This window comes from Halomonas sp. NPDC076908 (genome assembly GCF_050269715.1).
GTDB lineage: Bacteria > Pseudomonadota > Gammaproteobacteria > Pseudomonadales > Halomonadaceae > Vreelandella.
On record NZ_JBNNIW010000022.1, the window covers coordinates 15,095 to 37,678 of the forward strand.

Below are 22,584 nucleotides of genomic sequence, written 5' to 3' on the forward strand. Positions count from 1 at the left end.
AGCCCAAAAACAGTAGCGGATATGGGGGTCTTTCTAGTTAGTTTCTAAACGAAAAGGCCACTGCTTGGCCCATAGACGTTTATGGCTAGGGGTTTGTTGCTTTAGCTGGTATTCAGCCCGGCTAGCGGCGGCTCGATCTTCAAACGGCTGGGCACCTAGCAGTGCAACCGGTGGATTAGCGCGCGTGTAGCGCGCGCCCTTCCCCGTTAGATGGGTTTGGTAACGCTTAGTCACATTGTTGGTAATACCAACGTACGTACCCCGCTGGCACTCCAGCAGATAAACATACCAGATATTTGTAGCTAGCTGGCTAGCACTCGGCAGGGTCGTCACGTGTTCGCCTCTGAATGGGGAATAGAATTGGTTGATAGTGAGGTAATAAATACTTTTAAGGCCTCAATTGGCATTGGCTTCGCTAGCCCAAAACCTTGAAACATATCGCATTGATAGGCCATTAGACGTAGATGCTGCTCCTCACTCTCTACCCCTTCCGCCACTACCTTTAGCCCAAGGTGGTGCGCCATGGAGATAATGCCCTGCACGATAGCGGCATCATCACTGCTATGGGTTAGCTCGTGAATAAAGCTACGATCGATTTTTATCGTGCTGATCGGCAGGAGTTTTAAATAGCTTAAGCTTGAAAATCCGGTGCCGAAATCATCAATTGATACGCTTATCTGCATACTGCGTAGCGCGTGAAGGGTATCAATCGCCGCTTCGGTATTATCCATCAAGATTCCTTCGGTCAGCTCTAAGGATAACTGTTCCGGTGCTAGCCCAGTGTCTAACAGCGTTTGTCGCAGCGTGGTTAGAAAGCTAGACCGATGGAACTGAAGAGGAGACAGGTTAACGGCGACTCGCACGGGACCCAGCCCGTCTAGCGTTAATGCCTGCATATCTAAACAAGCACGTTTAAGTACCCACTCGCTAATCGGTATAATCTGGCCGGTGGCTTCGGCGAGCGGTATAAATCGTGCCGGTGAAATCCAACCTTTATCAGTGTGTGGCCAGCGTATCAAAGCCTCAACGCCGGCCAACTGACCACGCTGGTCGATCAATGGCTGATAATGTAGCTCGAAGGCATCCTGCTCGATAGCTTCTTGCAGGTCATTGCGTAATACCATCCGCTCGCTGACCGAGTCGGTAAAAGCTTGGGTAAACCACTCGTAGGCGTTGCGCCCCTGCTGCTTGGCTTTGTACATCGCCATATCTGCCTGCTGAATTAGCGTTTGCGGCTGTAGGGTAGTGTCTTGACTGAGCGCAATCCCAATACTCGCAGTGAGGTAAAGCTCTTGTCCGTCGAGGCAATAAGGCCGCGCCAATATGGTTAGCATGCACTCTACGCGCTCTACGACCTGTACTTCTTCTTCGATATCGGCAAGTAAAATCACAAACTCATCACCACCTAGCCGCGCCACTGTATCGTTTGGCTCCAGGGTAGTTTGCAGGCGTCTAGCCACCTCGATTAATACCCGATCCCCCACGGCATGGCCGAGATTATCGTTTATCGGTTTGAAATCATCTAAGTCAACAAACAGCACCGCTAACCGCTGTTCGCCTTGCTGTAAAAGAGTAAATTGCGCCAACAGCTTTTCTTCAAACAGCGCACGATTGGGTAACCGCGTTAAGTCGTCATGACTTGCGTGATAAGCCAGCCGCGCTTCATACGCTTTATGTTTAGAGATATCGTGCTGAACGCCCACAAAATGGGTAACGTGCCCCTCTTGATCACGCACTGGAGAAATATATAAATCGTTCCAAAACGGCGTACCATCTTTACGATAGTTGCACAGGGTCACGTGCACATCACGCTGTTCAGCTATGTGACGACGAATTTTCGCCACACTTGCGGGATCGCTACCACTGCCCTGCAGAAACCGGCAGTTTTGACCAATAACATCCTCCTGCGTATAGCCCGTCATGGTGGTAAACGCTCTATTTGCATACAGGATCGGCATATTGGGCAGCCTGGCGTCAGCGATCAGCACTCCATTAACACTGGCTTCAACACTACGTTCTAAGGTCCGTAATTGTGTTTGCTGTGCGCGGCTGGTAGTGACGTCTTGGGCAATACCATAGATGCCTGCAACGTTGTTATTGATGCTAATCGGCAAGGCAATCAAATCTAAAAGATGGGGCACCCCATTGCGATCACGAACAGAGAGTTCAAAACGAGTAATGTTTCCCTGTATGGCAGTTTGAAAATGCTGACCTACACGCTCTATGTCGTCAGCATTAATAAAATGCGAAAAATGTCGGTTTAGAATTTCGCTATGCGTATAACCGGTGATAGTAACGCAGCTAGCGTTAGCGGTAACAAAGTGGCCCTCGCTATCGAGTGAAAACACCGCGTCAGGGTGATGCGTAAAAAGCGAGCGATAACGTTGTTCGCTTTCTGCCAATGAAAGCTGCGCCGCTGATAATTCTCGTGCACGTGCAATACCCACCCCCACCAAACCTAAACTGAATGCCAATAGCCAGCTGAGTAGCAGCCCTCCCATGGCAACGGTGACCGGCATAAAGCTCATCATATACCAGTTATAGTGAGCACCTGGATAGGCGTATAATGTGAGGTTCACCCCGCCTGGCAAACCAGCGTGCCGCAATGCCAACGCCATATCTGGCGTTAAAACGGGATCAGCATTAAACCCTGGCGTGTGCAGGATGAGCAGCGGCTCTGTGCCACGATTAATGCTGACTTGGAATGGCCCGAGCGCCATTCTCAGCTCATTATTAAATAACTCTGCCATATCAAACGTCGCAAGCAATTGCTGACCGCTATTCTCGTTAGAAATCGCCAGCAATACCCGCTGAGGCTGGCTCTCATCAGGAACCATCAGGCGTGGTTGACTAAGTGGAACGTTCAACCAGTTATTTACTCGCGGCTTGGTTATTTGCTGTTGGAACCACGTTTCCTCATCCGTGGCGCGGGTGGTTGACCACAAGGGCTGCCGCTCTTCATTGAGTAGCATTATGGCTTTTAAGCTGGGCATATCGCGCAGATAGTTCTGTGCATCTGGAGCCAACCAGGCCGCATCAACATCACCTTCCGCTGCGTTCAATCGCTCAGCCATACGCTGCATCTGATGTAAACGGGCACGCATTGCCTGCTCAGCATTGAGCTGCACATTATCCAGTAGATACATAGCTTGCTGATGCGTCGCCGCATGCTGTTGCATGCTGAGTAGTAGCCACGCCAAGCTACTGATCGCTACGCCTATCAACGCCGCAATAATGGCCCACCGCCCTGGATTAAGACATTCTTGTTGTTTACGCCCCCCAATGGCAACCAACGCACTTCCCAGCAGCACGGCGAAAACTACCACTGCCACGGGTGAAGATGAAAAAAACGGCCTCGCTGCTTCAACGCCACTCCATAAACGCGTAATGATGAAGCCTGCAAAGAGCCATAAAACAAGACCCGCCACCAGCCATATACAACGGCGACGAAAGGTAGCAAATCCAATAAATAAACAGAGCGCTACCGCTAGTAGCATCACAGCGGCTATCGATGTAATGCGTAGCTGACCGGTTAACCATGAGCCTTCCTCTCCCCCCGACCATTGGTTGTGCACCAGGGTATACACCAGCATTGCCATCAATAAACATGCGCTGAGACGGCGTAGCCACAACCAATGTTGCAACGCTGCCAACAGCCCTATACCTAATAGCAAGGTTGCCACAGCAGCATCCGGCACCAGGGTAACCGCGAACAACGGGTACTGCGCGCCAATGCCAAATATTAGTCCTGCCAAGCCCATGAAGAGTAGCGCGGCAGCGACCATTAAGAGCAGCGTTTCCAACACTAGATCACGGGTATTAATCGGCATGTGCTACGGAACTCCTACTTAGCACGACACTGATGGCTAACGTTCAAACGCGACGCTTTCCGACAGCGACTTTAACAGCGTGTACTGATGGTTAAGATAATCGGCATAGTTGTTAAGCGGACGATAGTCGATTAAGGAGCCATGGCTATGCTCAATAGTGCGCGCCAGCTTTGGCTGCGTAAGTGCTTGCTCAAAGGCATTGGCCAGTATCGCTAATCTTTCGGGGGAAGTGTTAAACGGTGCAAAAACACCCCTATCAGTGGTATTCACCAGTTCGATACCCTGCTCTAGTAGCGTGGGCACTGCTGGCAAGCCCGTTAATCTAGCTTCCCCTGCCACACCCAGCGGCGTGAGTGCATTAGTGGCGAATAACTGGCTCGCAGAAGGTAAGTTGAGCATCGCAAAATCGATCTCACCGGCAAGTAGTGCTGCCACTTGGGCCCCCGTGTCGGGGTAATGAATAAACGCTATATCCTGGGGATTAATACCCGTTTGATGGAAGAAATGTAACCAGAAAAAATGATCGGTAGAACTGGGGATAATGCCAAACATCAGCGGCTCAATCTGCTCTGCGACTAACACCGGAATATCACGGGCAAGTTGAGCAGTGTGGCCTGAATAAGTAGCGGGTATGTTCACTGTTCGCGTGAGTAGTGCGACAGGCGCAAAGGCCTGATGAGAATAAGCCGACAGCCCCGCAAAGTAAGCAAGATCGATGGTTTGGTGACTGCCAAGCAGTGTATGACCATCGGCCTCTGCGTCTTTGACAGTTTGTGATCCACGCGTCGCACCACTACCCGCAATATTAACGATATTAATCGAGGTATCTAGATAGGTCTGCGCTTCCGCAGATATGTCACGAAACAGTACATCGGTGGCGCCCCCAGGACCAAAGGGGACGACTAGCGTAATGTCGGTATCGGGAAAGGGCTTATCTGCCAGCGTGGCGAAGCTCCACATGCAGAGCCACGTTCCCATCCACACTGTAAGCGCCATTTTTAAGCGTTTATTCAAGCCACTCTTTCCCCGGTGATGTCTTAACGCTAACCCCTTTTTTGGGCTCATTATTTTGCCGCGGTTTTATTAGCGCTTCGCACTTACTCACCACAACATACCTTTAATTTATGCCCGCTACCACATAAGCACGAGTCATTGCGGCCGGGTTTTAGGCGGGTAAGCGTGGGGGCACCCTTCACATACCACCAGCGCTGTTGCTCATACACGAAGCGGGACACCTCTTCCAGCACATGCCAGCGTTTTCGCCCACGCCCTCGTTCAAAGAAAAATGCCTGAAAATGCACCTGTCCCCTCTCCTCAAGCGCTGGTTCGGCATTAAGAATGACCAGTCTCTTCCACTCGGTTTCGGGGTCAGGAGCAAGCACCGCTGGGCGTGTGGAGGAGTGCCAAGTTGCCAACAGGTAGTCACTAAGCCCCAGCACAAAGGCTGAATATCGCGAGCGCATTAGTGCTTCCGGCGTTGGCGCGTCGGCGCCTTGATGGTAACGGCCACAGCAATTATTCAACATTAATTCGCTACCACAGGGGCAACTTACCTTTGTAATCTGAGTCATAATTCTTAGCCATATCGCTATATCCTGCCTAGCCTAACCGATTCGACCTATGCGCGTCGCTTGGCGTGTATCAGTTTTGTTTCGATATTCAGGCAGTGTTAGGTATATAGTGATGGGGCAACATATTCAGACGACGGAGTACGAATCACGATTGATCATTCTTTCCAAAAAATTTGGAGGTTCTCCTATGAAGGTATTTAAACCGGAATGGCAGTGCACGTTTAGCGTAAACGAAGGCGCGGAAGAATCAGCAACTTGGAAAGAGAAAATCGCGTGACGGCTCAGGGGAGTTGCGGATAGGCTGGAAGGTGGCGGGCGCACGGTAAAAATCGATTACCGAGTGACGCCAGCAGTTAGCCCACAGGAAGTGGATACTTGCTTAGGCAAGGGCTTCGAAGTAACTCAGCGCCTGCTGACGCAGTTAGCCCAACAGCAGGCGTGCGAAGATGTGATGCGCCATGCCAAAGCTGAGCTGTTTGAACAACATCCTCAGCACTAAAATGGTAGTTTAAAAAATCCCACCCCTTTAACAGGGTGGGATTTTTTTGGGCAACCACAAACGCTAGACGGGCTGTTCCAGCGCTTTACCCATCTTAGTAAGGAACGCCTCGCACTCCTTTAGCTGAGCAATTTCAATATACTCATCGGGCTGGTGCGCCTGGGCAATGCTGCCAGGGCCGAGAATAATAGTTTGCAAGCCCTGGCCCTGGAACTGCCCCGCTTCCGTGGCGTAAGCCACTGCGTGGTTACAACAAGCGCCAGGCAAATGATCTTTGGCTAAGCGAAGCACTTTGTCGTTATCGCGATCCGCTAACCCCGGCACGGTAACGTTAAGGGGCTCGGTGGTGATCTCAACGTGCTTGCCTTTAGCCTGCAGTTCAGCGGTTAGCCGAGCGCAAAACGCCTCAAACCGCGCGTATATCTCGTCAAAGGTGTCGGTGGGCAGGTGGCGAATCTCCCATTCAAACTGGCACTCCCTGGCCATGATATTGATCGCCGTACCGCCTTGTATTTTGCCTACGTGCAGGCTGGTATGCGGCACATTAAAGGCCTCATCGACCCGCCCCTCTTCGATCAACGTCGCCATCGTATCTTCAATAAAGGTGACTAGCCTTGCCGCTACGTGGATGGCTGAGGTGCCTTGATTGACCTGGCTGCTGTGGGCTTCCTGACCAATCACCGTGGTGCGCAGGTTAGTAGCGCCTTTCTGCGCCACTACCGGCTGCATGCTAGTGGGCTCGCCGACAATGACATGTGCGGTTGTAGAGTAGTGCTCGTAAAAGCGCTTAATAAGACTGGGCGCGCCAACACACCCGATCTCTTCATCGTAGGAGAAACCGAGATAAATCGGCTGCTGTAGTGGGGCTTTCGACCATGCAGGTACCATGGCCAGTACGCAGGCGATAAAGCCTTTCATATCGCAGGTGCCACGTCCATAAAGGCGCCCATCGCCGCCGTCACGCAGAGTGAAGGGATCACTTGACCACGGTTGGCCCGCCACCGGTACTACATCGGTATGCCCGGAAAGCATTACCCCACCCGGCGCGTCTGGGCCGACCCTCACGATTAAATTAGCCTTGGTGCCACAGGGGCTCATCACCCGCTCAGCGCTAACGCCAACCTCAGCCAAATACCCTTCCACATACTCAATCAATGCCAAATTGGATGCACGAGAGGTGGTGTCAAAAGCGACCAGTTTTTTGAGTAGGGCAATGGCGTGGGACATGATGTTCTCTTTTCGGGATAACGAGTCAATACAGCTGCCGCTAACCCTAACACCCTCCAGATGCGCCGACTACTGCCACTCCTCAGCGTTGAATGTCATCGTGTATTCATCTTGCCTTCATCAAACCGTCATCGTCACTTTCTAATGTTCAGTGCAACTAAAAATCTCTACCCGTATTGTCGCTAACTGATGATTCAACTACCTGATGGTATTCAGGTTCTCAAGGAGCCGTTATGTCTCGTAATACGTTACACGCGCTTGCCGTGGGTGTGGCTACTGCCAGCCTGAGCCTGTCTGCCCATGCCGCGACAGAAGTTAGCTGGTGGCACGCCATGGGTGGCCAATTGGGCGAAATCCTTGAAGGCATTACCGAAGACTTCAACACCTCCCAGGATGAGTATCGCGTTAACCCCAGCTATCGCGGCACCTATACCGAAACCATGACCGGTGCGATTGCGGCGTTTCGTGCTAACGAGCAGCCGCATATCTTGCAGGTATTTGAAGTCGGTACCGGCACCATGATGAATGCCGAAGGTGCTATCTATCCGGTTTATCAACTGATGGAAGAGCACGGCCGCCCCTTCGACCGCGAAGCATTCCTACCCGCAGTCGTCGGTTATTACACCGACACCAGCGGTAATATGCTCTCTTTCCCGTTTAACTCCTCCACGCCGATTATGTACTACAACCGTGACGTGTTTGAGGAAGCGGGCCTAGACCCTGAGCAGCCACCCGAAACGTGGGAAGCGCTGGCGGAAGCGTCTCGCCAAATCGTTGAGTCTGGTGCCGCTAGCTGTGGTTTCACCTCCTCTTGGCCTAGCTGGGTGATGCTGGAAAACTTCTCTGCCATGCATAACTCGCCGCTTGGCACGCTGGAGAATGGCTTTGGTGGGATGGAGACCGAGCTCAACTTCAACAATGAGCTGGTCGCCCGCCACTGGGATAACCTGCACGATTGGCAGGAAGAGAACGTCTACCGTTGGGGCGGCCCAGGCACCGGTGCTGACGCTGAGCCGATGTTCTACTCTCAAAACTGCGCGATTTTCTTTGGCTCTTCCGCCTCCCGCGCCGATGTGGCTGCCAATGCAGACTTTGAAGTCGGCTTTGGCATGCAGCCCTACTACGACGACGTAGAAGGCGCGCCGCAGAACTCAATCATCGGTGGCGCTACGTTGTGGGCACTACAGGGCCACAGTGACGACGAGTACGAAGCCGTGGCGGCTTTCTTTGAGTATCTCTCCCAGCCAGAAGTACAGGCTGAGTGGCACCAGCAAACCGGCTACCTGCCGATCACTCAAGCCGCTTGGGATTTAAGCGCAGAGCAGGGCTACTACGAGGAAAACCCAGGTGCGGATACGTCGCTGAAACAGATGACCCTCAACGAGCCGACCGAAAACTCGAAAGGCCTGCGCTTTGGTAACTTCGTGCAGATTCGCGACACTATCTCTGAAGAGATGGAAGCCGTGATGACGGGTAGAAAATCCGGTCAAGAAGCGGCGGATGCGGCGGTTCAACGTGGCAATAATCTGCTGCGGGATTTTGAATCTGCCAATCAGTAAATAAGTACTTACGTCGCCGCTTATCCTTCTGGGTAGGCGGCGCTGTTATTTTTAATACTTATATTTATCAATACGTCATTGCTACGTAGAAGAGCTATCCATGCAAACTAAACGCATGACCTTTCCCGGTCGCTGGCTACCTTTCGCGCTGTTGGCGCCTCAGGTAGTGGTGACGCTGATCTTTTTTATCTGGCCCGCCGGACAGGCGCTGTATCAGTCGCTACTGCGCGAAGACGCCTTTGGGCTGCGCACCACTTTCGTGGGGCTGGAAAACTTCGCTCGGCTGTTTCGCGATGGCGCGTATCTCAACTCGCTGTCGGTAACAGTAGTATTTGCAGTGGGCACCACGCTGTTATCAATGACGGTGGCGCTTTTATTAGCTAGCACCGTGAACCGGATGATTCGTTCGCGCAGCACGTATACCACTCTGCTGGTTTGGCCCTACGCCATTGCGCCCGCCATTGCAGGGGTATTGTGGTGGTTTATCTTCAACCCCTCGATTGGCATTGTGCCTTACATGCTTGAGATGGTGGGCTACCGCTGGAATCACCGTACGTCGAGCAGTGATGCCATGCTACTGGTGATTTTTGCCGCCGCGTGGAAACAGATCTCCTACAACTTTTTGTTCTTTTTGGCAGGCCTACAGTCCATTCCCCAATCGCTGATCGAAGCTGCCTCTATTGATGGTGCCAGCCCCTTCAAGCGCTTCTGGACGATTATTTTTCCCCTGCTCACCCCCACCACGTTTTTCTTGATGGTGGTTAACGTGGTGTACGCCATGTTCGACACCTTTGGCATTATCCACGCCACCACCCAAGGCGGCCCGGCCCAGTCTACCAACATCTTGGTTTACAAGGTTTATGCCGATGGCTTCGTAGGGCTGAATTTGGGCTCTTCCGCAGCCCAGTCGGTGATTTTAATGGCCATTGTTGTGTTACTCACGGTGGTGCAGTTCCGCTTTATTGAACGGCGCGTGAATTATTAATCTGGCCCTTTTAATAAGCCCTTGTTGGAGTGTTGTGATGGTTGAAAACCGCCCTTGGGCCAATTTTTTCGCCCACACCGTATTAATTATTGGCGTTGCGCTGGTGGTTTTTCCGGTTTACATCGCCGTTGTGGCCTCAACTCAGGCACCGGGAGAACTGATGCGCGGCACGCTACCGCTGTTGCCTGGCAGCCATGCCATCGAAAACTATACCCGCATGTGGCAATCGGGGGTTTCCCATGCCGGCGCACTGCCTGCAGCACAGATGCTCTGGAACAGCTTTGTCATGGCCATGGCAATTACGGTAGGCAAACTATCGATTTCGCTACTATCCGCCTTTGCAATTGTCTACTTCCGCTTCCGTTTTCGGATGTTCTTTTTCTGGCTGATCTTCGTCACCCTGATGCTGCCGGTTGAGGTACGCATTATTCCCACCTTTCAGGTGGTCGCGGATCTGAAAATGCTCAATAGCTTTGCCGGACTGTCGATCCCACTCATTGCCTCGGCCACGGCAACGTTTTTGTTCCGCCAGTTCTTTATGACCATCCCTGAAGAGATGCTGGAAGCCGCACGAGTAGACGGTGCCGGTCCGCTGAAATTCTTCAAAGATATTTTGCTGCCGCTTTCTGTGACCAATATCGCTGCGCTATTCGTGATCATGTTCATTTACGGCTGGAACCAGTACCTCTGGCCGCTGTTGATTACTACCGACCCCAACTACTACACCATTGTGATGGGCATTCAGCGTATGACTTCTGAAGAGAACCCTCAGTGGCAATTAGTCATGGCAGCCGTGGTCATGGCAGCGCTGCCGCCCGTATTAGTGATTTTGTTTATGCAACGCCTGTTCGTGAAAGGCCTGACCGAGACGGAGAAATAAGATGGCCAGCATTACCTTGGAAGGGCTGAAGAAAACCTACGCAGGCTGTGTGAATGCGGTAAAGGGCATTGACCTGCATATTGAAGATGGCGAATTCGTCGTGCTGGTCGGGCCTTCCGGCTGTGGCAAATCTACCCTGCTACGCATGGTAGCTGGGTTGGAAACCATCACTGAAGGAGCACTTAAAATCGGCGACCGTGTGGTCAATAAGCTTGAACCCGCCGAGCGCGATATTGCCATGGTGTTCCAAAACTATGCGCTCTACCCGCATATGACGGTGTACAACAACCTTGCCTATGGTCTGAAAAATCGTGGTTTTAAGAAAGACGAAATTGAAAAGCGCGTGCGCATTGCCGCCCAGATGCTTGAGATAGAGGAATTTTTAGAGCGCAAACCGCGCAAGCTCTCCGGTGGACAGCGCCAGCGGGTGGCAATGGGCCGTGCCCTGGTGCGCGAACCAGCGGCGTTCCTGTTTGATGAACCGCTTTCCAACCTGGATGCCAAACTGCGCGTACAGATGCGTGTTGAGATCAAGCAGCTTCAGCGGCGTTTAAAAACCACTAGCCTGTATGTGACCCACGACCAGTTGGAAGCGATGACCTTAGGCGACCGTTTAGTCGTGCTGAATGCGGGGCAAATCGAGCAAGTGGGCACGCCTATGGAGATCTACGCCCGTCCAGCTACCATGTTTGTAGCAGGCTTTATCGGCTCCCCCGCCATGAATATGGTGCCAGTCGAGTACCTTCACGCTCGCGGCGCTAACGGCCTGTTGGATAACCTGCCTGATGGCACCGATATCGTCGGCATTCGCCCTGATGATATGCACTTAGCCCCACCAGAAGGCCCGCATTTAATCGTTGAATCAACCCTACAGCTATTTGAAGCCGCCGGCGCCGAAAGCCACCTGTACGTTAATCTCGCCGATAGCGACCAACCCACCGTTATCCGCGTGTCAGGCCAGCCACCCGTCGCCGAAGGCGAGATCTTGCGGTTCTACGTGACCCGCGACGCACTGCATCCTTTTAATAGCGCCACAGGGAAGCGCACCGTGAATTAAACTAATCACGTATAAAATAGTACGTAAACAGAGGGTTCATAGACTACGTTTGAGAAAGTTAACGTGACTCTTCTCTCCTGTACCTACCTACTTAATAGGTGCGCATAGGCCTTTTGCCATGAGTATTACTCCCTCTTTACTGGACACCCTTTACCGTCACCACGCTAGGCGTGTGCAGGCGACACTGATTCGGTTGCTGGGAGATTTTGAACTTGCCGAAGAAGCCATGCAGGAAGCTTTCGTTGCGGCGGTTCAGCAATGGCCTGTGAGCGGTAAACCTGACAACCCTCAAGCATGGCTGATTCGTACCGGCTATCACTGTGGGATCGACCAAATTCGTCAGCGCAGCACTGCTCGCCGCCGAGCACACTTGCTACTACCCATTGAAGAAACATTGGAGCTGGACGAGGCTGTTATCGAAGATGACTCGTTGCGGCTGCTGTTCACCTGCTGCCACCCAAGCCTAAGCATAGAAGCCCGCATTGCGCTGACGTTGCGCGAGATGTGCGGCCTAACCACCGAACAGGTGGCTAGCGCTCTGCTAATGAAACCCTCTACGCTGGCACAGCGTATTGTGCGGGCTAAGCGTAAAATTCGCGATGCGTATATACCCTACGCTGTCCCCGCGCCGGACGTGTTGCCCGAGCGGCTTCCAGATGTGCTCCAGGTGATCTACTTGGTTTTCAACGAAGGCTACTCAAGTAGCATGGGCACCGCAGTAGTTGATATTAGCCTGACCCGTGAAGCCGTGCGGCTTGGCGAAGAGCTGACAAGACTTCTCCCTGAGGGCGAAGTGTTTGGGTTAATGGCGCTGATGATGCTCAATAATGCCCGCCGAGATGCACGCCAGAATAGTCTCGGCGAGCTGGTAACGCTGGAGGACCAAGATCGACGCCTCTGGCACCAGACCGAGATTCGCGCAGGCATCGAATGGCTCGAACAGGCATTGGTATTAACACCGCTTGGCTACTATACCCTTCAGGCATCCATTGCCGCCGTTCACGCCCAGGCCAGCAGCGCCGAGCAAACCGACTGGGCGCGCATTGTTAGGCTCTACGACGCCTTATGCCGACGTTATCCGTCGCCGATTTTGACGTTAAATCGGGCAGTAGCTATTGCCATGCATGACTCCCCGGCAACCGGGCTGAACTTGCTCGCCGAGCTCGCCAATCACCCACGACTCTCCCACTATCATCTGTTTTATGCAGCGCAGGCGGATTTATTACGTCGTCAGGGCGAGTATGAGGCAGCACGCTGCGCCTATCAAAAAGCACTGGCATTAACCACCCAAGACGCAGAAAAACGTTTCCTTCTCAGCCGCCTAACCGAATTGGAAACATCGCTATAAAAAAAATATGCGAGCCTGTCGATTTTTGAGCACGCCAAACGACTAGAGAGTAACCACCATCACCAGGAAGGAGACTCTCAATGAAATTTATGTTGATACGGCGTGCCGATGACACCACCGAAAACGGAGCGCTACCGTCACAGGAAATGCTCGCTGCCATGGCTGCCTATAACGAGCGCATGATGCAAGCTGGCGTATTAATCAGCGGCAGCGGCTTACGTCCAACGAGTGACGGCTGCCTGATTCGTTTCGAGCATGGCACTCCTACTATCATCCCCGGCCCGTTGTCACCCCCAAGTGAGCGTATCGCTGGCTACAGTGTGCTCGAAGCCCCTTCTCTAGAAGCTGCTATAGGGTGGGCACAGCAGTGGCCAATCATGGATGCCGATGGCAACGTGACCCTGGAGCTACGGCGTTACTACACGCTGGAAGACTTCGAGCCCGGCGCCGGACTCGAGCAGCATCGCTCCCATGCCCAGGTGCCCGATGCGATGAACGTTCATGTAGCGTTTCCCGGCACCTGCCGAGAAGCCATGCAGTTTTATGCTGATGTGACCGGCGGTCAATTAGAGTGCCTGCTGACCTATGCAGAAACACCCGCAGCCGAACATACATCACCGACACTGCATGACCGCATCATCCATGCCTCGCTTAACTTACGTGGTCGACGCTTGATGGGTGCCGATATGTCCCCCGAGGCCTACACGCCTCCTCAAGGCGTACAGGTTCAGTTGGAGTACCAAGATATTGAGCAAGCATCATCAACATTCGCACGTCTGACGGAAGGTGGGAAAATCATCATGCCATTTGAAGCTACCTTTTGGTCAGCGGGGTTTGGCATGGCCACCGATCGCTTTGGCATTCAGTGGATGATCAATGTATCGACGGAACACTGCCCACTGGAAAATGCAGGAGGTAATCCATGAAGTACGTTGCGCTGGTGTATTACCAGGAACAGCTTATTAATGCGATGAGCGAACAGGAGTGGCACGATCTCAACCAGGAGTGCATTAACGGTGTGGAGCGATTAACCGCTCAAGGCAACTACTTGGCGGGTCAACCACTGCAACCCATAGAAACGGCGACCACCGTGCGCGTGCGCGATGGCGAGACGCTAATCTCCGACGGCCCTTTTGCGGAAACCAAGGAGCAGTTGGCAGGCTTCTATCTGCTGGAAGCCCACGATTTAAACGAAGCGCTGCAGTTGGCCAGCCGCATCCCACCCGCCCGGCTTGGCAGTATTGAGGTGCGCCCCGTGCGAGAACTTCCCCCCAAAACAGAGACAGGAGAAATGCCATGAACACCGCCACCTACCCCTATGTCGATGGCTTCGTTGCAGCAGTACCCAACGCCAATAAATCCCAATTCCTAGAACATGCCCGAGCCGCCGCCGTGGTGTTTAAGGAGCACGGCGCGCTGCGTGTGGTGGAGTGCTGGGGAGACGACGTACCCGAAGGGGAAGTCACTTCTTTCACCATGGCAGTGAAGCGCAAGGATGACGAGACGGTTATTTTTTCGTGGATTGAGTGGCCATCGCGCGCAGTGCGCGATGACGCCATGCCAAAGGTGATGCAAGACCCTCGCCTCCAGATGGAGACTAACCCGATGCCCTTTGATGGCAAACGAGTTATTTATGGTGGTTTTACCAGCATCATTAATGAGTAAAGCGCTATAAGCGGCCCAGAGATTTACTCCGTATCCTGCTGGGCCGCCACATCACTCATCCGCCCTTCTGCTTTGTAGAAGATCTCTTGGCGCTCGACCATATAGTCGCGCAGCATTTCCCAATCGGTATTACCCACAATAGTGTTGCGGCCGTCGTCGTAAACTGCACCTAGCACTGCATGGCTGTCGCCGCCGGTCGCGGTGAAGTTGTTGGTGGCGATGGTGTAGGTGCGTTCCGCATCAATGGCCTGCATCGCGCCTTCCTGGACTATTTTCAAGCTGATGACGCGCTCACCTACTGGCTTGCGACTGTCATACACCAACTCAACCCCTGCAGAAACATGCAGGAACCCACCGTTCTCAGCAGGTGCGTCAGCCAAGGCAATTTCAAAGGTTTCGAGAAGCTCGGCACCAGTGACCTCAAGTAGCGTCAAGCGATTGCCAAACGGCTGCACGGCGATTAGATCCCCCACCGACACATCGCCTACCTCAATCGCTTCCCGAATACCGCCGCTATTTTGGATCGCCATTACTGTGTCGGGTGCCACTTGCTGCGCAGCATGCAGTTGAGCATCGGTGATTAAATTACCCAGCGCTGTTTCATTGGCACGCACACTCTGTTCATCGCCGCTGCCGTGGCGCGGGTTGGGTAGCGCGGAGATCACTTTGGCGCCCACCTGGGTATCGCGTAACTCTTTAATCGCGGCGGTATAAGGCGCTAGCCGCTCAACTGCATCAGAATCCGCCTCGCGCTCGTCAGCAGCAAGCAGCTCACCGCTGACATCAACCACCACCCCATCGGCATCAAAGGTCACCTGCATCACGCCGAGGTGTTGCCCATATTCACCCGCTTGACCAATGACCGTGGGTGTTAGCGTTTCACCGGTGCTGTTTTCGGTGAGCAACGTAGGTGGCGAAACTTGAGTATGGCTGTGGCCGCCAATAATAATGTCGATGCCTTCAACGTGCTCTGCCAGCAGCAGATCGTTACCCACACTGGGGTCGCTGTCATAACCAAGGTGGGTGAGGGCAATAATCTTGTTGACACCCTGCTCTTCAAACGCTGCCACCATGGCTTCAGCCGCTTCACGATAATCGCTGATGGTTATTTGACCGGGGCTTGAGATCGTTTCGCTATCCTGGGTGCTTAATCCAAAAATGCCGATCTGCTCGCCATTGTGCTCCACAATAATCCCGTCATAGAGACCTCCCGCCTGGGGTTCTGCACTCATTGACTCGCCTAGCCTGTCAGCAAACTCAGGAGCCGCTGAGAAATCCAGGTTGGCGCCTAAAATGGGAAAGTCTGCACCCGCAAAAAATGCCGCTAATGCCTGATGCCCCTCTTCCGGGTCACCCAAATCAAACTCATGATTACCCGGCACAAAGGCGTCGTAACCCATTAAATGCATAAATTCGAGGGCATCCTGACCCTGAAACTCAGTGAAGTAGAGCGTGCCTGAAAAGATATCGCCCGCTTCCAGCAACAGCCCTTCGCCATACCGCTCTCGGGCTTCATTGAGCGTGGTGATTAACAGCGGGTACTGATCAGTGCGCCCGTGGAGATCGTTGGTGTGAAACAGCGTCAGGGTGAAATTATCAGCCAGTGCAGGGGGAACGGTGATGAATAAAGCTGTTCCTAGCACAATGCCATAGCGATTAAAACGCATCTTGATGACTCCTTTCATGTCCATGTCGTAGTTCACCGTTAGCGTGAACAAAAGCAACGTACTCATGAGTTCAAAACATTCTTATAAAAGGAGTGTTGCATCAACACTGCTTACTATACCCAATTTATATAATTAATATTTAACTGCTATTTAATCTATAAACGTATTTATTCATGAGAGTTACTTCTATTTCATCCAAGGCCAATCCGTCATCACATATTCACCTAGTTGACTCGGCAGTGTCATTCTCGCCGCCCACACTAGCGTTAAATGTGATAAAGGGATGAATCGCTCATGCGCCTCTGCATCGTTAGTGAAACATGGTCACCAGATATCAACGGCGTCGCCCATACGCTGAGCCGGTTAAGCTGTGAACTCAATCGGCAAGGAGTGCCGGTGGATGCCATTCGCCCACGACCACGGGTAGCCGGAAACACCTCCCGCATTAACCATGAACTTCAGGTCACGCGGTTTGCATTGCCAGGCTACACCGACGTTCAAGTAGGCTTGGCAACACCGGCCTCCCTACGTCGTTTTTGGCGGGTCTATCGTCCTGATGTGATCTATTTGGCAACCCAAGGCCCGCTTGGCTGGGCGGCACGCCAGGCAGCGCGACGGCTGAATATTCCACTAGTGGCTGGTTGGCACACCAATTTTGATCATTACTGTAAAGACTATGGCGTTGCGTGGCTGGCTTCTACGGCACGTCGCTACCTACGCTACTTTCATAATGGTTGCGCTTTAACGTTAGTCCCTACCCATCAACAAGCCGCCACGCTTCAGCGGCAGGGTATTCGAGACGTCAACGTACTGTCCCGTGGGCTGGACGGTGAGCGTTTCTCACCCGCGCACCGAGATGCTGCGCTACGTAAGCGCTGGGGCGTTGGCGAGCATCAACCGGTCGCGCTATATGTTGGCCGTTTAGCGGCAGAAAAAAATCTCACGTTGCTGCAGGAAAGTCTTCAAGCCATGCGTGAGGTGCGGCCCGATATCGCCCAGGTCATTGTCGGTGACGGCCCCGCTCGAGAGCAGTTGCAAAAGGCGTTACCCGATGCCCATTTCACCGGCTTTGTTGGACAAGAGGCGCTCGCTCGACACTATGCCAGTGCCGATCTATTTATCTTCCCTTCACTTTCAGAAACCTGGGGCAACGTAGTGGCGGAAGCCATGGCCAGCGGCTTAGCGGTGGTGGCCTATGATCACGCCGCCAGCGCCGAACTTATTAACAGTGGGTATAACGGCATCACCGTACCTGCTGGCAATAGCGCTGCCTTTCAACAAGCAGCGGTGGATCTTTGCCAATACCCAGCAGACTGCGCTCGCTTAGGTCGTGTGGCACGGCTACGTGCCCTTGAACAAAGCTGGATAGGCATTGCCGAGCAGTTTTTGCGTTATCTTCACCAAGCCCTGGAGGCTCATCATGCGCCCACGCCCGCTTGTGGTATTCGACCGTCTTGACCTGCTTGAGTGGCAATTCTGCCAGCGTATATCGCGGCTATCGCTTTACCGCCCCTGGCGCATTACTTTGCAGGCGGCCAGCCGTTTAGGTGATTGGCCGGTCTGGGTGTTGCTGATATTGGCCCAGCCATGGCTTCAACCCGAGGGAGCTTGGCGCGTCATGCAGTACAGCGTCATCGCCTTGTTTGCCATTGGGGTTTATCGGCTACTTAAAACGTGCTTATGCCGCGAACGGCCTTTTATTACCTACAGTGAAGGGATTCAGTGCTGCGAACCGGCACGGGATCGCTACAGCTTCCCCAGCGGCCACACCATGCATGCGGTGATGTTTAGCGTATTAGTCGCTGCCCACACTCCCTGGCTACTCCCTATAATTTTGCCGCTAACCCTTCTGATTGCCGTCTCCCGCGTAGGCCTGGGGTTGCACTATGTCAGTGACGTGCTGGCAGGCGCTGCCTTGGGTTATGCCTTTGCCTTAGCCAGCCTTTACTGGATGGGATGAACGCTCTTTTTTCGCGAAATAAGTCACGAGGCGCTATTTTTAAACCAATCTTGTCATTTTTATAATACCCCGCTTAGCCCTTTTGGCGATAAGCAGACATCAGGGAGTGATGTAATGACCATGACGGTTGGTGAACTATTTGTGGCGCTGGTAACCATTGCGCTCGTGCTATTAGCCAGTAATGCCCTTCGGCTATGGCTACCTTGGTTAAGGCGTCTATTTCTACCCAGCTCGGTAATTGGTGGGTTACTACTCCTACTCATGGGCCCCGATGTTATTGGCCGCGCCATGCCGACTATCTTTGAAGAGAGCCCTGGGCTGTTTCCTGCCTATGTGCAGGAGAGCTGGTCGGCACTACCTGGTCTATTGATTAATGTGGTCTTCGCGGCGCTATTTATCGGTAAAGCCATTCCTGGGCTACGTACGATCTGGTTACGCGCCGGGCCTCAGGTGGTGGTTGGGCAAACCATGGCATGGGGGCAGTATGTGGTCGGGTTAAGCTTGGCGCTACTGGTGCTCGTACCAGTGTTCAACATGAACCCAATGGTCGGCGCGTTAATTGAAATTGGCTTTGAAGGCGGCCACGGCACAGCGGCGGGTATGGCCGACACCTTCGCGGATTTGGGCTTTGAAGAGGGGGCAGACTTAGCGCTGGGCTTGGCAACCGTCGGCATCGTCTCAGGGGTACTGATTGGTACCATACTGATCAATATTGCTGCGCGCCGTGGAATCGTCAAACTCAGCGACGAGAGTTCAACGTCAGAGGAACCGGATGATTTGATACGCGAGGATGAGCGCCCCTCCACGGAAGAGTTTAGCGAATTTAAGAAAGACCTCATACAAGAGGCAGGCACTACTGATCCACTTAGCCTACATATTGGTTTAGTAGGTATCGCCATTGTGATCGGCTGGCTGATTCTTTCAGGCCTACAGTGGATTGAACAAGTGACCTGGGCACGGGATGGCGGGCTAGAAATCCTTGCTTATGTACCGCTATTTCCCCTCGCGATGATTGGCGGGGTCATTGTGCAGTTGATAGTGATGCGGTTTGGCTTAGAGCATCATGTGTCTAGCCGCACTATGTCTCGAATTGCCGGCACCGCGCTGGATTTTACGATAGTCGCCGCGCTTGCCACTCTCTCACTGACTACCTTGGGCGAGTATTTCCTACCCTTCTTGCTACTCGCTGTCGCTGGTATTGCCTGGGGCTTGTTCGTGCTGATCGTGATCGCCCCACGGGTGATACCAGAAAACTGGTTTGAACGGGGGGTCGGTGATTTTGGCCAATCGATGGGCGTCACCGTTACCGGCCTACTGCTGATGCGCATGGCCGACCCTAAGAACAAATCCGGTGCGCTTGAGAGCTTTGGTTACAAGCAGTTGATGTTCGAACCGGTTGTGGGTGGGGGGCTTTTCACGGCCGCGGCTTTACCGCTGATTGCCGAGTTTGGCGCGCTGGCAGTGCTGATTTTTGCCGCCTGCTTAACAGTGGGTTGGCTTGTGTTTGGGCTGCTCTATTTCGGCCGCATGGTGCCCGACCGCGGCAAAGGCCGGTGGGACAAAAAATCATAACATTCGCTTTAATTAATCACCGTAGCACCAACACAAAAATGCCCGCATAGCGGGCGTTTTCAAAGATTTTTTTAGCGATTTTTATTTATATAACATCTATTTACATATCAGGTGGCATATCATCGCGTTCATCTATTCCCGCCATAAATGATGTCTTAAACATCATATACACCCCCACACCCGAGAACCCCAAGAACAACACAAACATGCATAACATCAATGCCATTGCCATAATCTTGTCCCTGATCATTTGCGGCTGCACGTTAGCGTTTTCTAGCCGCTGCATTTTGGTGTCATCAAAGGATAGACCAAAACACTGTTTTAATCTGTTCAAAGACTATGCAATAGGTACTTTGTCATAGAATAACTTTATATATTAAATAGTTAACTAAAAAATAAATACGCAAAAAACCATCTCATTTTCATGAGATGGTTGTTTTGCATCGGACACATTCCCTGATTTTGATGAACAGCGCCTCCATGCGCTGCAACCAGTGAGTGGGCAAATTGTCCCTTAACACCCTGTCATTTACCCGGCTCCTTGCCTTCCAAATTCGCCTGTCTGCCCACTCACTCAGTTACTTAATCATTTACGTTGCTGACCAGTAACTCTGACTTTTAACTATATTACTAACTATTTATTACCGATTAGTGGATGTTTATCTGTTGCTGTCAACTTATTACAACTAGATACCTGCAGGCGGTGGGCCAACATACCAAAAATAAAAAACAAAACATTTAAAAACAAAATGTTAGGAAAACAGCCATGGCGTAACAGAGTCTTATAAACCATGCGCACAGATGTATAGAACTGGCACATGCGACATAAGCACACGGCAAAAGGGCACATTTCTGTACTGATGTAATGGCGAAACGCGCTCACAAGGATTATTTTGCTTACTGGTAACCCCACTTTGCCTCAGCAAAGCACAAACCTGTCCTGTCGTTGCTCGCCTTCAAGGAGGCCCCATGAAACGCTCGCTTGCCATTTCTCTACTGATGCTGATGACACTGCTGCTGGTTATCGGCTGTAATACCATTCAAGGCGCGGGGAAAGATATTGAACAAGGAGGCGAGGCTGTTCAGCGCTCTGCAGATTCTTATCTATGATGACCGTATATTTATCTCACGGATTAGAGAGCGGGCCTGGCGCGTTAAAAATCCAGGCACTCAAAGGGGTCGCCGAGAAATTAGATGACTGCGAACCGGTAGTGATGGACTACCGGGGCATGGCAGAGCCTCAGCAGCGTCTGCAACACTTGCTTGAGGTGTTAGCCCAACGCGACGACGAACCCGCCGAGTGCGTCTTTGCGGGCTCAAGCTTAGGCGGCTGGTTAAGCGCGGCCGTCAGTGCTCGACAGCCCGTACTGGGCTGTTTTCTATTGGCTCCCGCTCTAGGTTTAGCCGCGTACCCTGAGTCTTCTCCTGTTATCCAGGCAGTGCATACGCATATCATTCACGGCTGGGGGGACGATGTTGTCTCTCCAGAACCGGTAATCGAACGCGCCCGTTTGCAGCGATTATCGCTACGTATGGTCAATGACGATCATCGGCTGCATAACAGTCTCGACACCATCTTGTTTGATTTTGAGCGCTTTTTACGCCAATGCAGCGCACCGAGTGAATACACCCCTTAAGCGAAGGCTAAATCAAACATTCGACATGAGCACACAAAATCTTACAAATAGTATCCATAGCGAAGGAGATGACTCATGTTTGGCATGTTTAAGCGCGACCCTAAAAAGAAACTACAGCAGGATTACGAACGCAAGCTTCAAGCCGCAATGGAAGCCTCTCGCAATGGTGATATGCGCGCCAATGCCACACTTACCGAAGAAGCTGAGGCAATCTTGGCTGAGATTAAACATCTTGAAGCGACAGGTTAGCCTGCTGAGCGCGAAACCAGTCATGACGAGTTGCGCTTATCTCTGTGCAACTCTCTGTGCGACCCTGCTGTCGCTGCCAACGCTAGCCCTGGCGAGCTGCCCGCAACCTGGTCAATGGTGGCAAGCACAAGCACCGCTGACCAATAGCGAGCTGCTAAACACAGCTTCCCAGCAACAAGTAGTGCTGCTCGGCGAGCAACATGACAGCTTGGCCCATCATCGCTGGCAGTTGCATACCTTGGCGGGTTTGCATGCGTTACGTGACGATATGGTGATTGGTTTAGAGATGCTGCCGCGCAGTGCCCAACCTGCCCTTGATGCTTGGGTCGCGGGCGATATCGACGCCCCTACGCTCCTGGAACAAACCCGTTGGAATGACGTATGGGGATTTGATCCTGATCTCTATATGCCAATACTGACGTTTGCCAAAATGGCGCAGATTCCGTTAATCGCGCTGAATATTGATGCTTCCCTGCGCCAACAATTGGTGAATGAGGGCTGGGAGACAGTGGCCGCTGAAGAGCGCTATGCCATACCGCGACCCCACCCCGCTAGCGAAGCTTATCAAACACGCCTCACCGACGTGTTTAATCAACACGATATGGGCGACGATCCGGACATGCTTGAGCGCTTTATTCAAGCGCAGCTCACTTGGGATGTCGCCATGGCTCAGCGCTTGGCCGAAGCCGCCAAAGGCGGCGCCTTCGCTGTCGGATTAATGGGGCTAGGCCACATTACCTATAATGATGGCGTTCCTCATCAGCTTGCAGCCATGGGTATTGAACGAACGTTTAGCCTGCTCCCTTGGCAGCAAAATGACTGCCCGCTGCCCGACCCCCCATTGGCCGATGCGGTGTTTATACTCGCCAACGAATAGC

22 protein-coding genes and 1 pseudogene are annotated in these 22,584 nt (G+C 52.6%); 16 read left to right on the forward strand and 7 right to left on the reverse strand.

All coding sequences use genetic code 11. From position 1 onward, the window contains the following. Positions 1–33: 33 nt before the first annotated feature. The 4 genes from ACQKE4_RS13330 to ACQKE4_RS13345 all read right to left on the reverse strand — a co-directional run bounded on the left by ACQKE4_RS13330 (position 34) and on the right by ACQKE4_RS13345 (position 5,356). Positions 34–333: a GIY-YIG nuclease family protein gene (locus ACQKE4_RS13330; protein ID WP_427388865.1), complete on the reverse strand. Its 300-nt coding sequence runs from the start codon at positions 331–333 to the stop codon at positions 34–36. After that, positions 330–3,830, reverse strand: coding sequence for a putative bifunctional diguanylate cyclase/phosphodiesterase (locus ACQKE4_RS13335; protein WP_427388866.1), 3,501 nt, complete (start codon positions 3,828–3,830; stop codon positions 330–332). The genes ACQKE4_RS13330 and ACQKE4_RS13335 overlap by 4 nt, the downstream gene beginning before the upstream one ends. 36 nt (positions 3,831–3,866) lie before the next feature. Continuing rightward, positions 3,867–4,844 carry a Bug family tripartite tricarboxylate transporter substrate binding protein gene (locus ACQKE4_RS13340; RefSeq protein WP_427388867.1) on the reverse strand — a complete coding sequence of 326 codons (978 nt, stop codon included), beginning with the start codon at positions 4,842–4,844 and terminating at the stop codon, positions 3,867–3,869. Positions 4,845–4,927: 83 nt separating this feature from the next. Next, positions 4,928–5,356: a YchJ family protein gene (locus ACQKE4_RS13345; RefSeq protein ID WP_427388868.1), complete on the reverse strand. Its 429-nt coding sequence runs from the start codon at positions 5,354–5,356 to the stop codon at positions 4,928–4,930. 232 nt (positions 5,357–5,588) lie between these two features. Between ACQKE4_RS13345 and ACQKE4_RS13350 the strand changes: the two are divergent. Next, positions 5,589–5,900, forward strand: a pseudogene (locus ACQKE4_RS13350) (hypothetical protein). A 63-nt stretch (positions 5,901–5,963) separates the two neighbouring features. Here ACQKE4_RS13350 and argE read toward each other — a convergent pair. After that, positions 5,964–7,127 (reverse strand): acetylornithine deacetylase, encoded by a 1,164-nt coding sequence (argE, locus tag ACQKE4_RS13355; protein WP_427388869.1) that lies wholly within the window; start codon positions 7,125–7,127, stop codon positions 5,964–5,966. Between the two features lie 233 nt (positions 7,128–7,360). Here argE and ugpB point away from each other — a divergent pair, with 233 nt between their 5' ends. The 8 genes from ugpB to ACQKE4_RS13395 all read left to right on the forward strand — a co-directional run bounded on the left by ugpB (position 7,361) and on the right by ACQKE4_RS13395 (position 14,621). Next, entirely contained in the window at positions 7,361–8,686 is a 1,326-nt protein-coding gene (gene ugpB, locus ACQKE4_RS13360) for a sn-glycerol-3-phosphate ABC transporter substrate-binding protein UgpB (RefSeq protein WP_427388870.1), read from the forward strand. Between the two features lie 100 nt (positions 8,687–8,786). After that, positions 8,787–9,671, forward strand: a complete 885-nt coding sequence (gene ugpA, locus ACQKE4_RS13365; RefSeq protein ID WP_427388871.1) for a sn-glycerol-3-phosphate ABC transporter permease UgpA — start codon at positions 8,787–8,789, stop codon at positions 9,669–9,671. A gap of 37 nt (positions 9,672–9,708) precedes the next feature. Continuing rightward, positions 9,709–10,551, forward strand: a complete 843-nt coding sequence (gene ugpE / locus ACQKE4_RS13370) for a sn-glycerol-3-phosphate ABC transporter permease UgpE (RefSeq protein WP_427388873.1) — start codon at positions 9,709–9,711, stop codon at positions 10,549–10,551. Between the two features lies 1 nt (position 10,552). Further along, positions 10,553–11,608, forward strand: coding sequence for a sn-glycerol-3-phosphate import ATP-binding protein UgpC (locus tag ACQKE4_RS13375; RefSeq protein WP_427388874.1), 1,056 nt, complete (start codon positions 10,553–10,555; stop codon positions 11,606–11,608). 118 nt (positions 11,609–11,726) lie between these two features. Further along, entirely contained in the window at positions 11,727–12,956 is a 1,230-nt protein-coding gene (locus tag ACQKE4_RS13380) for an RNA polymerase sigma factor (RefSeq protein ID WP_427388876.1), read from the forward strand. A gap of 80 nt (positions 12,957–13,036) precedes the next feature. After that, entirely contained in the window at positions 13,037–13,882 is an 846-nt protein-coding gene (locus ACQKE4_RS13385) for a YciI family protein (RefSeq protein WP_427388878.1), read from the forward strand. Continuing rightward, complete coding sequence (locus ACQKE4_RS13390) at positions 13,879–14,256, forward strand: YciI family protein (protein WP_427388879.1); 378 nt, start codon at positions 13,879–13,881, stop codon at positions 14,254–14,256. The genes ACQKE4_RS13385 and ACQKE4_RS13390 overlap by 4 nt, the downstream gene beginning before the upstream one ends. Next, positions 14,253–14,621, forward strand: coding sequence for a DUF1428 domain-containing protein (locus tag ACQKE4_RS13395; protein ID WP_427388880.1), 369 nt, complete (start codon positions 14,253–14,255; stop codon positions 14,619–14,621). The genes ACQKE4_RS13390 and ACQKE4_RS13395 overlap by 4 nt, the downstream gene beginning before the upstream one ends. 23 nt (positions 14,622–14,644) lie before the next feature. On the opposite strand, the gene ACQKE4_RS13400 is transcribed toward ACQKE4_RS13395, so the two are convergent. Next, positions 14,645–16,354 (reverse strand): bifunctional metallophosphatase/5'-nucleotidase, encoded by a 1,710-nt coding sequence (locus ACQKE4_RS13400; RefSeq protein ID WP_427388881.1) that lies wholly within the window; start codon positions 16,352–16,354, stop codon positions 14,645–14,647. Between the two features lie 228 nt (positions 16,355–16,582). Between ACQKE4_RS13400 and ACQKE4_RS13405 the strand changes: the two genes are divergently transcribed. The 3 genes from ACQKE4_RS13405 (at position 16,583) to ACQKE4_RS13415 (ending at position 19,820) form a co-directional block, all read left to right on the forward strand. Then, complete coding sequence (locus tag ACQKE4_RS13405) at positions 16,583–17,746, forward strand: glycosyltransferase family 4 protein (protein WP_427388882.1); 1,164 nt, start codon at positions 16,583–16,585, stop codon at positions 17,744–17,746. Then, on the forward strand, positions 17,709–18,248 hold the full coding sequence (locus ACQKE4_RS13410) for a phosphatase PAP2 family protein (RefSeq protein ID WP_427388883.1): 540 nt from the start codon (positions 17,709–17,711) through the stop codon (positions 18,246–18,248). The genes ACQKE4_RS13405 and ACQKE4_RS13410 overlap by 38 nt, the downstream gene beginning before the upstream one ends. Positions 18,249–18,362: 114 nt before the next feature. After that, positions 18,363–19,820, forward strand: coding sequence for a sodium/glutamate symporter (locus ACQKE4_RS13415; protein WP_427388884.1), 1,458 nt, complete (start codon positions 18,363–18,365; stop codon positions 19,818–19,820). Positions 19,821–19,920: 100 nt separating this feature from the next. Here the strand turns inward: ACQKE4_RS13415 and ACQKE4_RS13420 are convergent, their stop codons facing one another. Next, positions 19,921–20,106 carry a hypothetical protein gene (locus ACQKE4_RS13420; RefSeq protein WP_427388885.1) on the reverse strand — a complete coding sequence of 62 codons (186 nt, stop codon included), beginning with the start codon at positions 20,104–20,106 and terminating at the stop codon, positions 19,921–19,923. 683 nt (positions 20,107–20,789) lie between these two features. Between ACQKE4_RS13420 and ACQKE4_RS13425 the strand changes: the two genes are divergently transcribed. From ACQKE4_RS13425 to ACQKE4_RS13440, 4 genes are all read left to right on the forward strand, one after another. Then, positions 20,790–20,930 carry an entericidin A/B family lipoprotein gene (locus ACQKE4_RS13425; RefSeq protein ID WP_427388886.1) on the forward strand — a complete coding sequence of 47 codons (141 nt, stop codon included), beginning with the start codon at positions 20,790–20,792 and terminating at the stop codon, positions 20,928–20,930. Continuing rightward, positions 20,927–21,457 (forward strand): YqiA/YcfP family alpha/beta fold hydrolase, encoded by a 531-nt coding sequence (locus ACQKE4_RS13430; RefSeq protein ID WP_427388887.1) that lies wholly within the window; start codon positions 20,927–20,929, stop codon positions 21,455–21,457. Before ACQKE4_RS13425 ends, ACQKE4_RS13430 begins: the two co-directional genes overlap by 4 nt. A 75-nt stretch (positions 21,458–21,532) precedes the next feature. Beyond that, positions 21,533–21,706: a DUF6435 family protein gene (locus ACQKE4_RS13435; RefSeq protein ID WP_427388888.1), complete on the forward strand. Its 174-nt coding sequence runs from the start codon at positions 21,533–21,535 to the stop codon at positions 21,704–21,706. Positions 21,707–21,728: 22 nt separating this feature from the next. Beyond that, the gene (locus ACQKE4_RS13440; protein ID WP_427388889.1) at positions 21,729–22,583 is read left to right on the forward strand and encodes a ChaN family lipoprotein; all 855 of its coding nucleotides are present in this window, start codon (positions 21,729–21,731) and stop codon (positions 22,581–22,583) included. Position 22,584: the final 1 nt, after the last annotated feature.

Bases quoted from the DNA above. Each gene is read 5' to 3' on its own strand.
- ACQKE4_RS13335 (WP_427388866.1), bottom strand. From the start codon at position 3,830: ATGCCGATTAATACCCGTGATCTAGTGTTGGAAACGCTGCTCTTAATG.
- ACQKE4_RS13345 (WP_427388868.1), bottom strand. From the start codon at position 5,356: ATGTTGAATAATTGCTGTGGCCGTTACCATCAAGGCGCCGACGCGCCA.
- argE (WP_427388869.1), bottom strand. From the start codon at position 7,127: ATGTCCCACGCCATTGCCCTACTCAAAAAACTGGTCGCTTTTGACACC.
- ugpB (WP_427388870.1), top strand. From the start codon at position 7,361: ATGTCTCGTAATACGTTACACGCGCTTGCCGTGGGTGTGGCTACTGCC.
- ugpA (WP_427388871.1), top strand. From the start codon at position 8,787: ATGCAAACTAAACGCATGACCTTTCCCGGTCGCTGGCTACCTTTCGCG.
- ugpE (WP_427388873.1), top strand. From the start codon at position 9,709: ATGGTTGAAAACCGCCCTTGGGCCAATTTTTTCGCCCACACCGTATTA.
- ACQKE4_RS13375 (WP_427388874.1), top strand. From the start codon at position 10,553: ATGGCCAGCATTACCTTGGAAGGGCTGAAGAAAACCTACGCAGGCTGT.
- ACQKE4_RS13380 (WP_427388876.1), top strand. From the start codon at position 11,727: ATGAGTATTACTCCCTCTTTACTGGACACCCTTTACCGTCACCACGCT.
- ACQKE4_RS13385 (WP_427388878.1), top strand. From the start codon at position 13,037: ATGAAATTTATGTTGATACGGCGTGCCGATGACACCACCGAAAACGGA.
- ACQKE4_RS13390 (WP_427388879.1), top strand. From the start codon at position 13,879: ATGAAGTACGTTGCGCTGGTGTATTACCAGGAACAGCTTATTAATGCG.
- ACQKE4_RS13395 (WP_427388880.1), top strand. From the start codon at position 14,253: ATGAACACCGCCACCTACCCCTATGTCGATGGCTTCGTTGCAGCAGTA.
- ACQKE4_RS13400 (WP_427388881.1), bottom strand. From the start codon at position 16,354: ATGAGTACGTTGCTTTTGTTCACGCTAACGGTGAACTACGACATGGAC.
- ACQKE4_RS13405 (WP_427388882.1), top strand. From the start codon at position 16,583: ATGCGCCTCTGCATCGTTAGTGAAACATGGTCACCAGATATCAACGGC.
- ACQKE4_RS13410 (WP_427388883.1), top strand. From the start codon at position 17,709: ATGCGCCCACGCCCGCTTGTGGTATTCGACCGTCTTGACCTGCTTGAG.
- ACQKE4_RS13415 (WP_427388884.1), top strand. From the start codon at position 18,363: ATGACCATGACGGTTGGTGAACTATTTGTGGCGCTGGTAACCATTGCG.
- ACQKE4_RS13420 (WP_427388885.1), bottom strand. From the start codon at position 20,106: ATGCAGCGGCTAGAAAACGCTAACGTGCAGCCGCAAATGATCAGGGAC.
- ACQKE4_RS13425 (WP_427388886.1), top strand. From the start codon at position 20,790: ATGAAACGCTCGCTTGCCATTTCTCTACTGATGCTGATGACACTGCTG.
- ACQKE4_RS13430 (WP_427388887.1), top strand. From the start codon at position 20,927: ATGATGACCGTATATTTATCTCACGGATTAGAGAGCGGGCCTGGCGCG.
- ACQKE4_RS13435 (WP_427388888.1), top strand. From the start codon at position 21,533: ATGTTTGGCATGTTTAAGCGCGACCCTAAAAAGAAACTACAGCAGGAT.
- ACQKE4_RS13440 (WP_427388889.1), top strand. From the start codon at position 21,729: ATGACGAGTTGCGCTTATCTCTGTGCAACTCTCTGTGCGACCCTGCTG.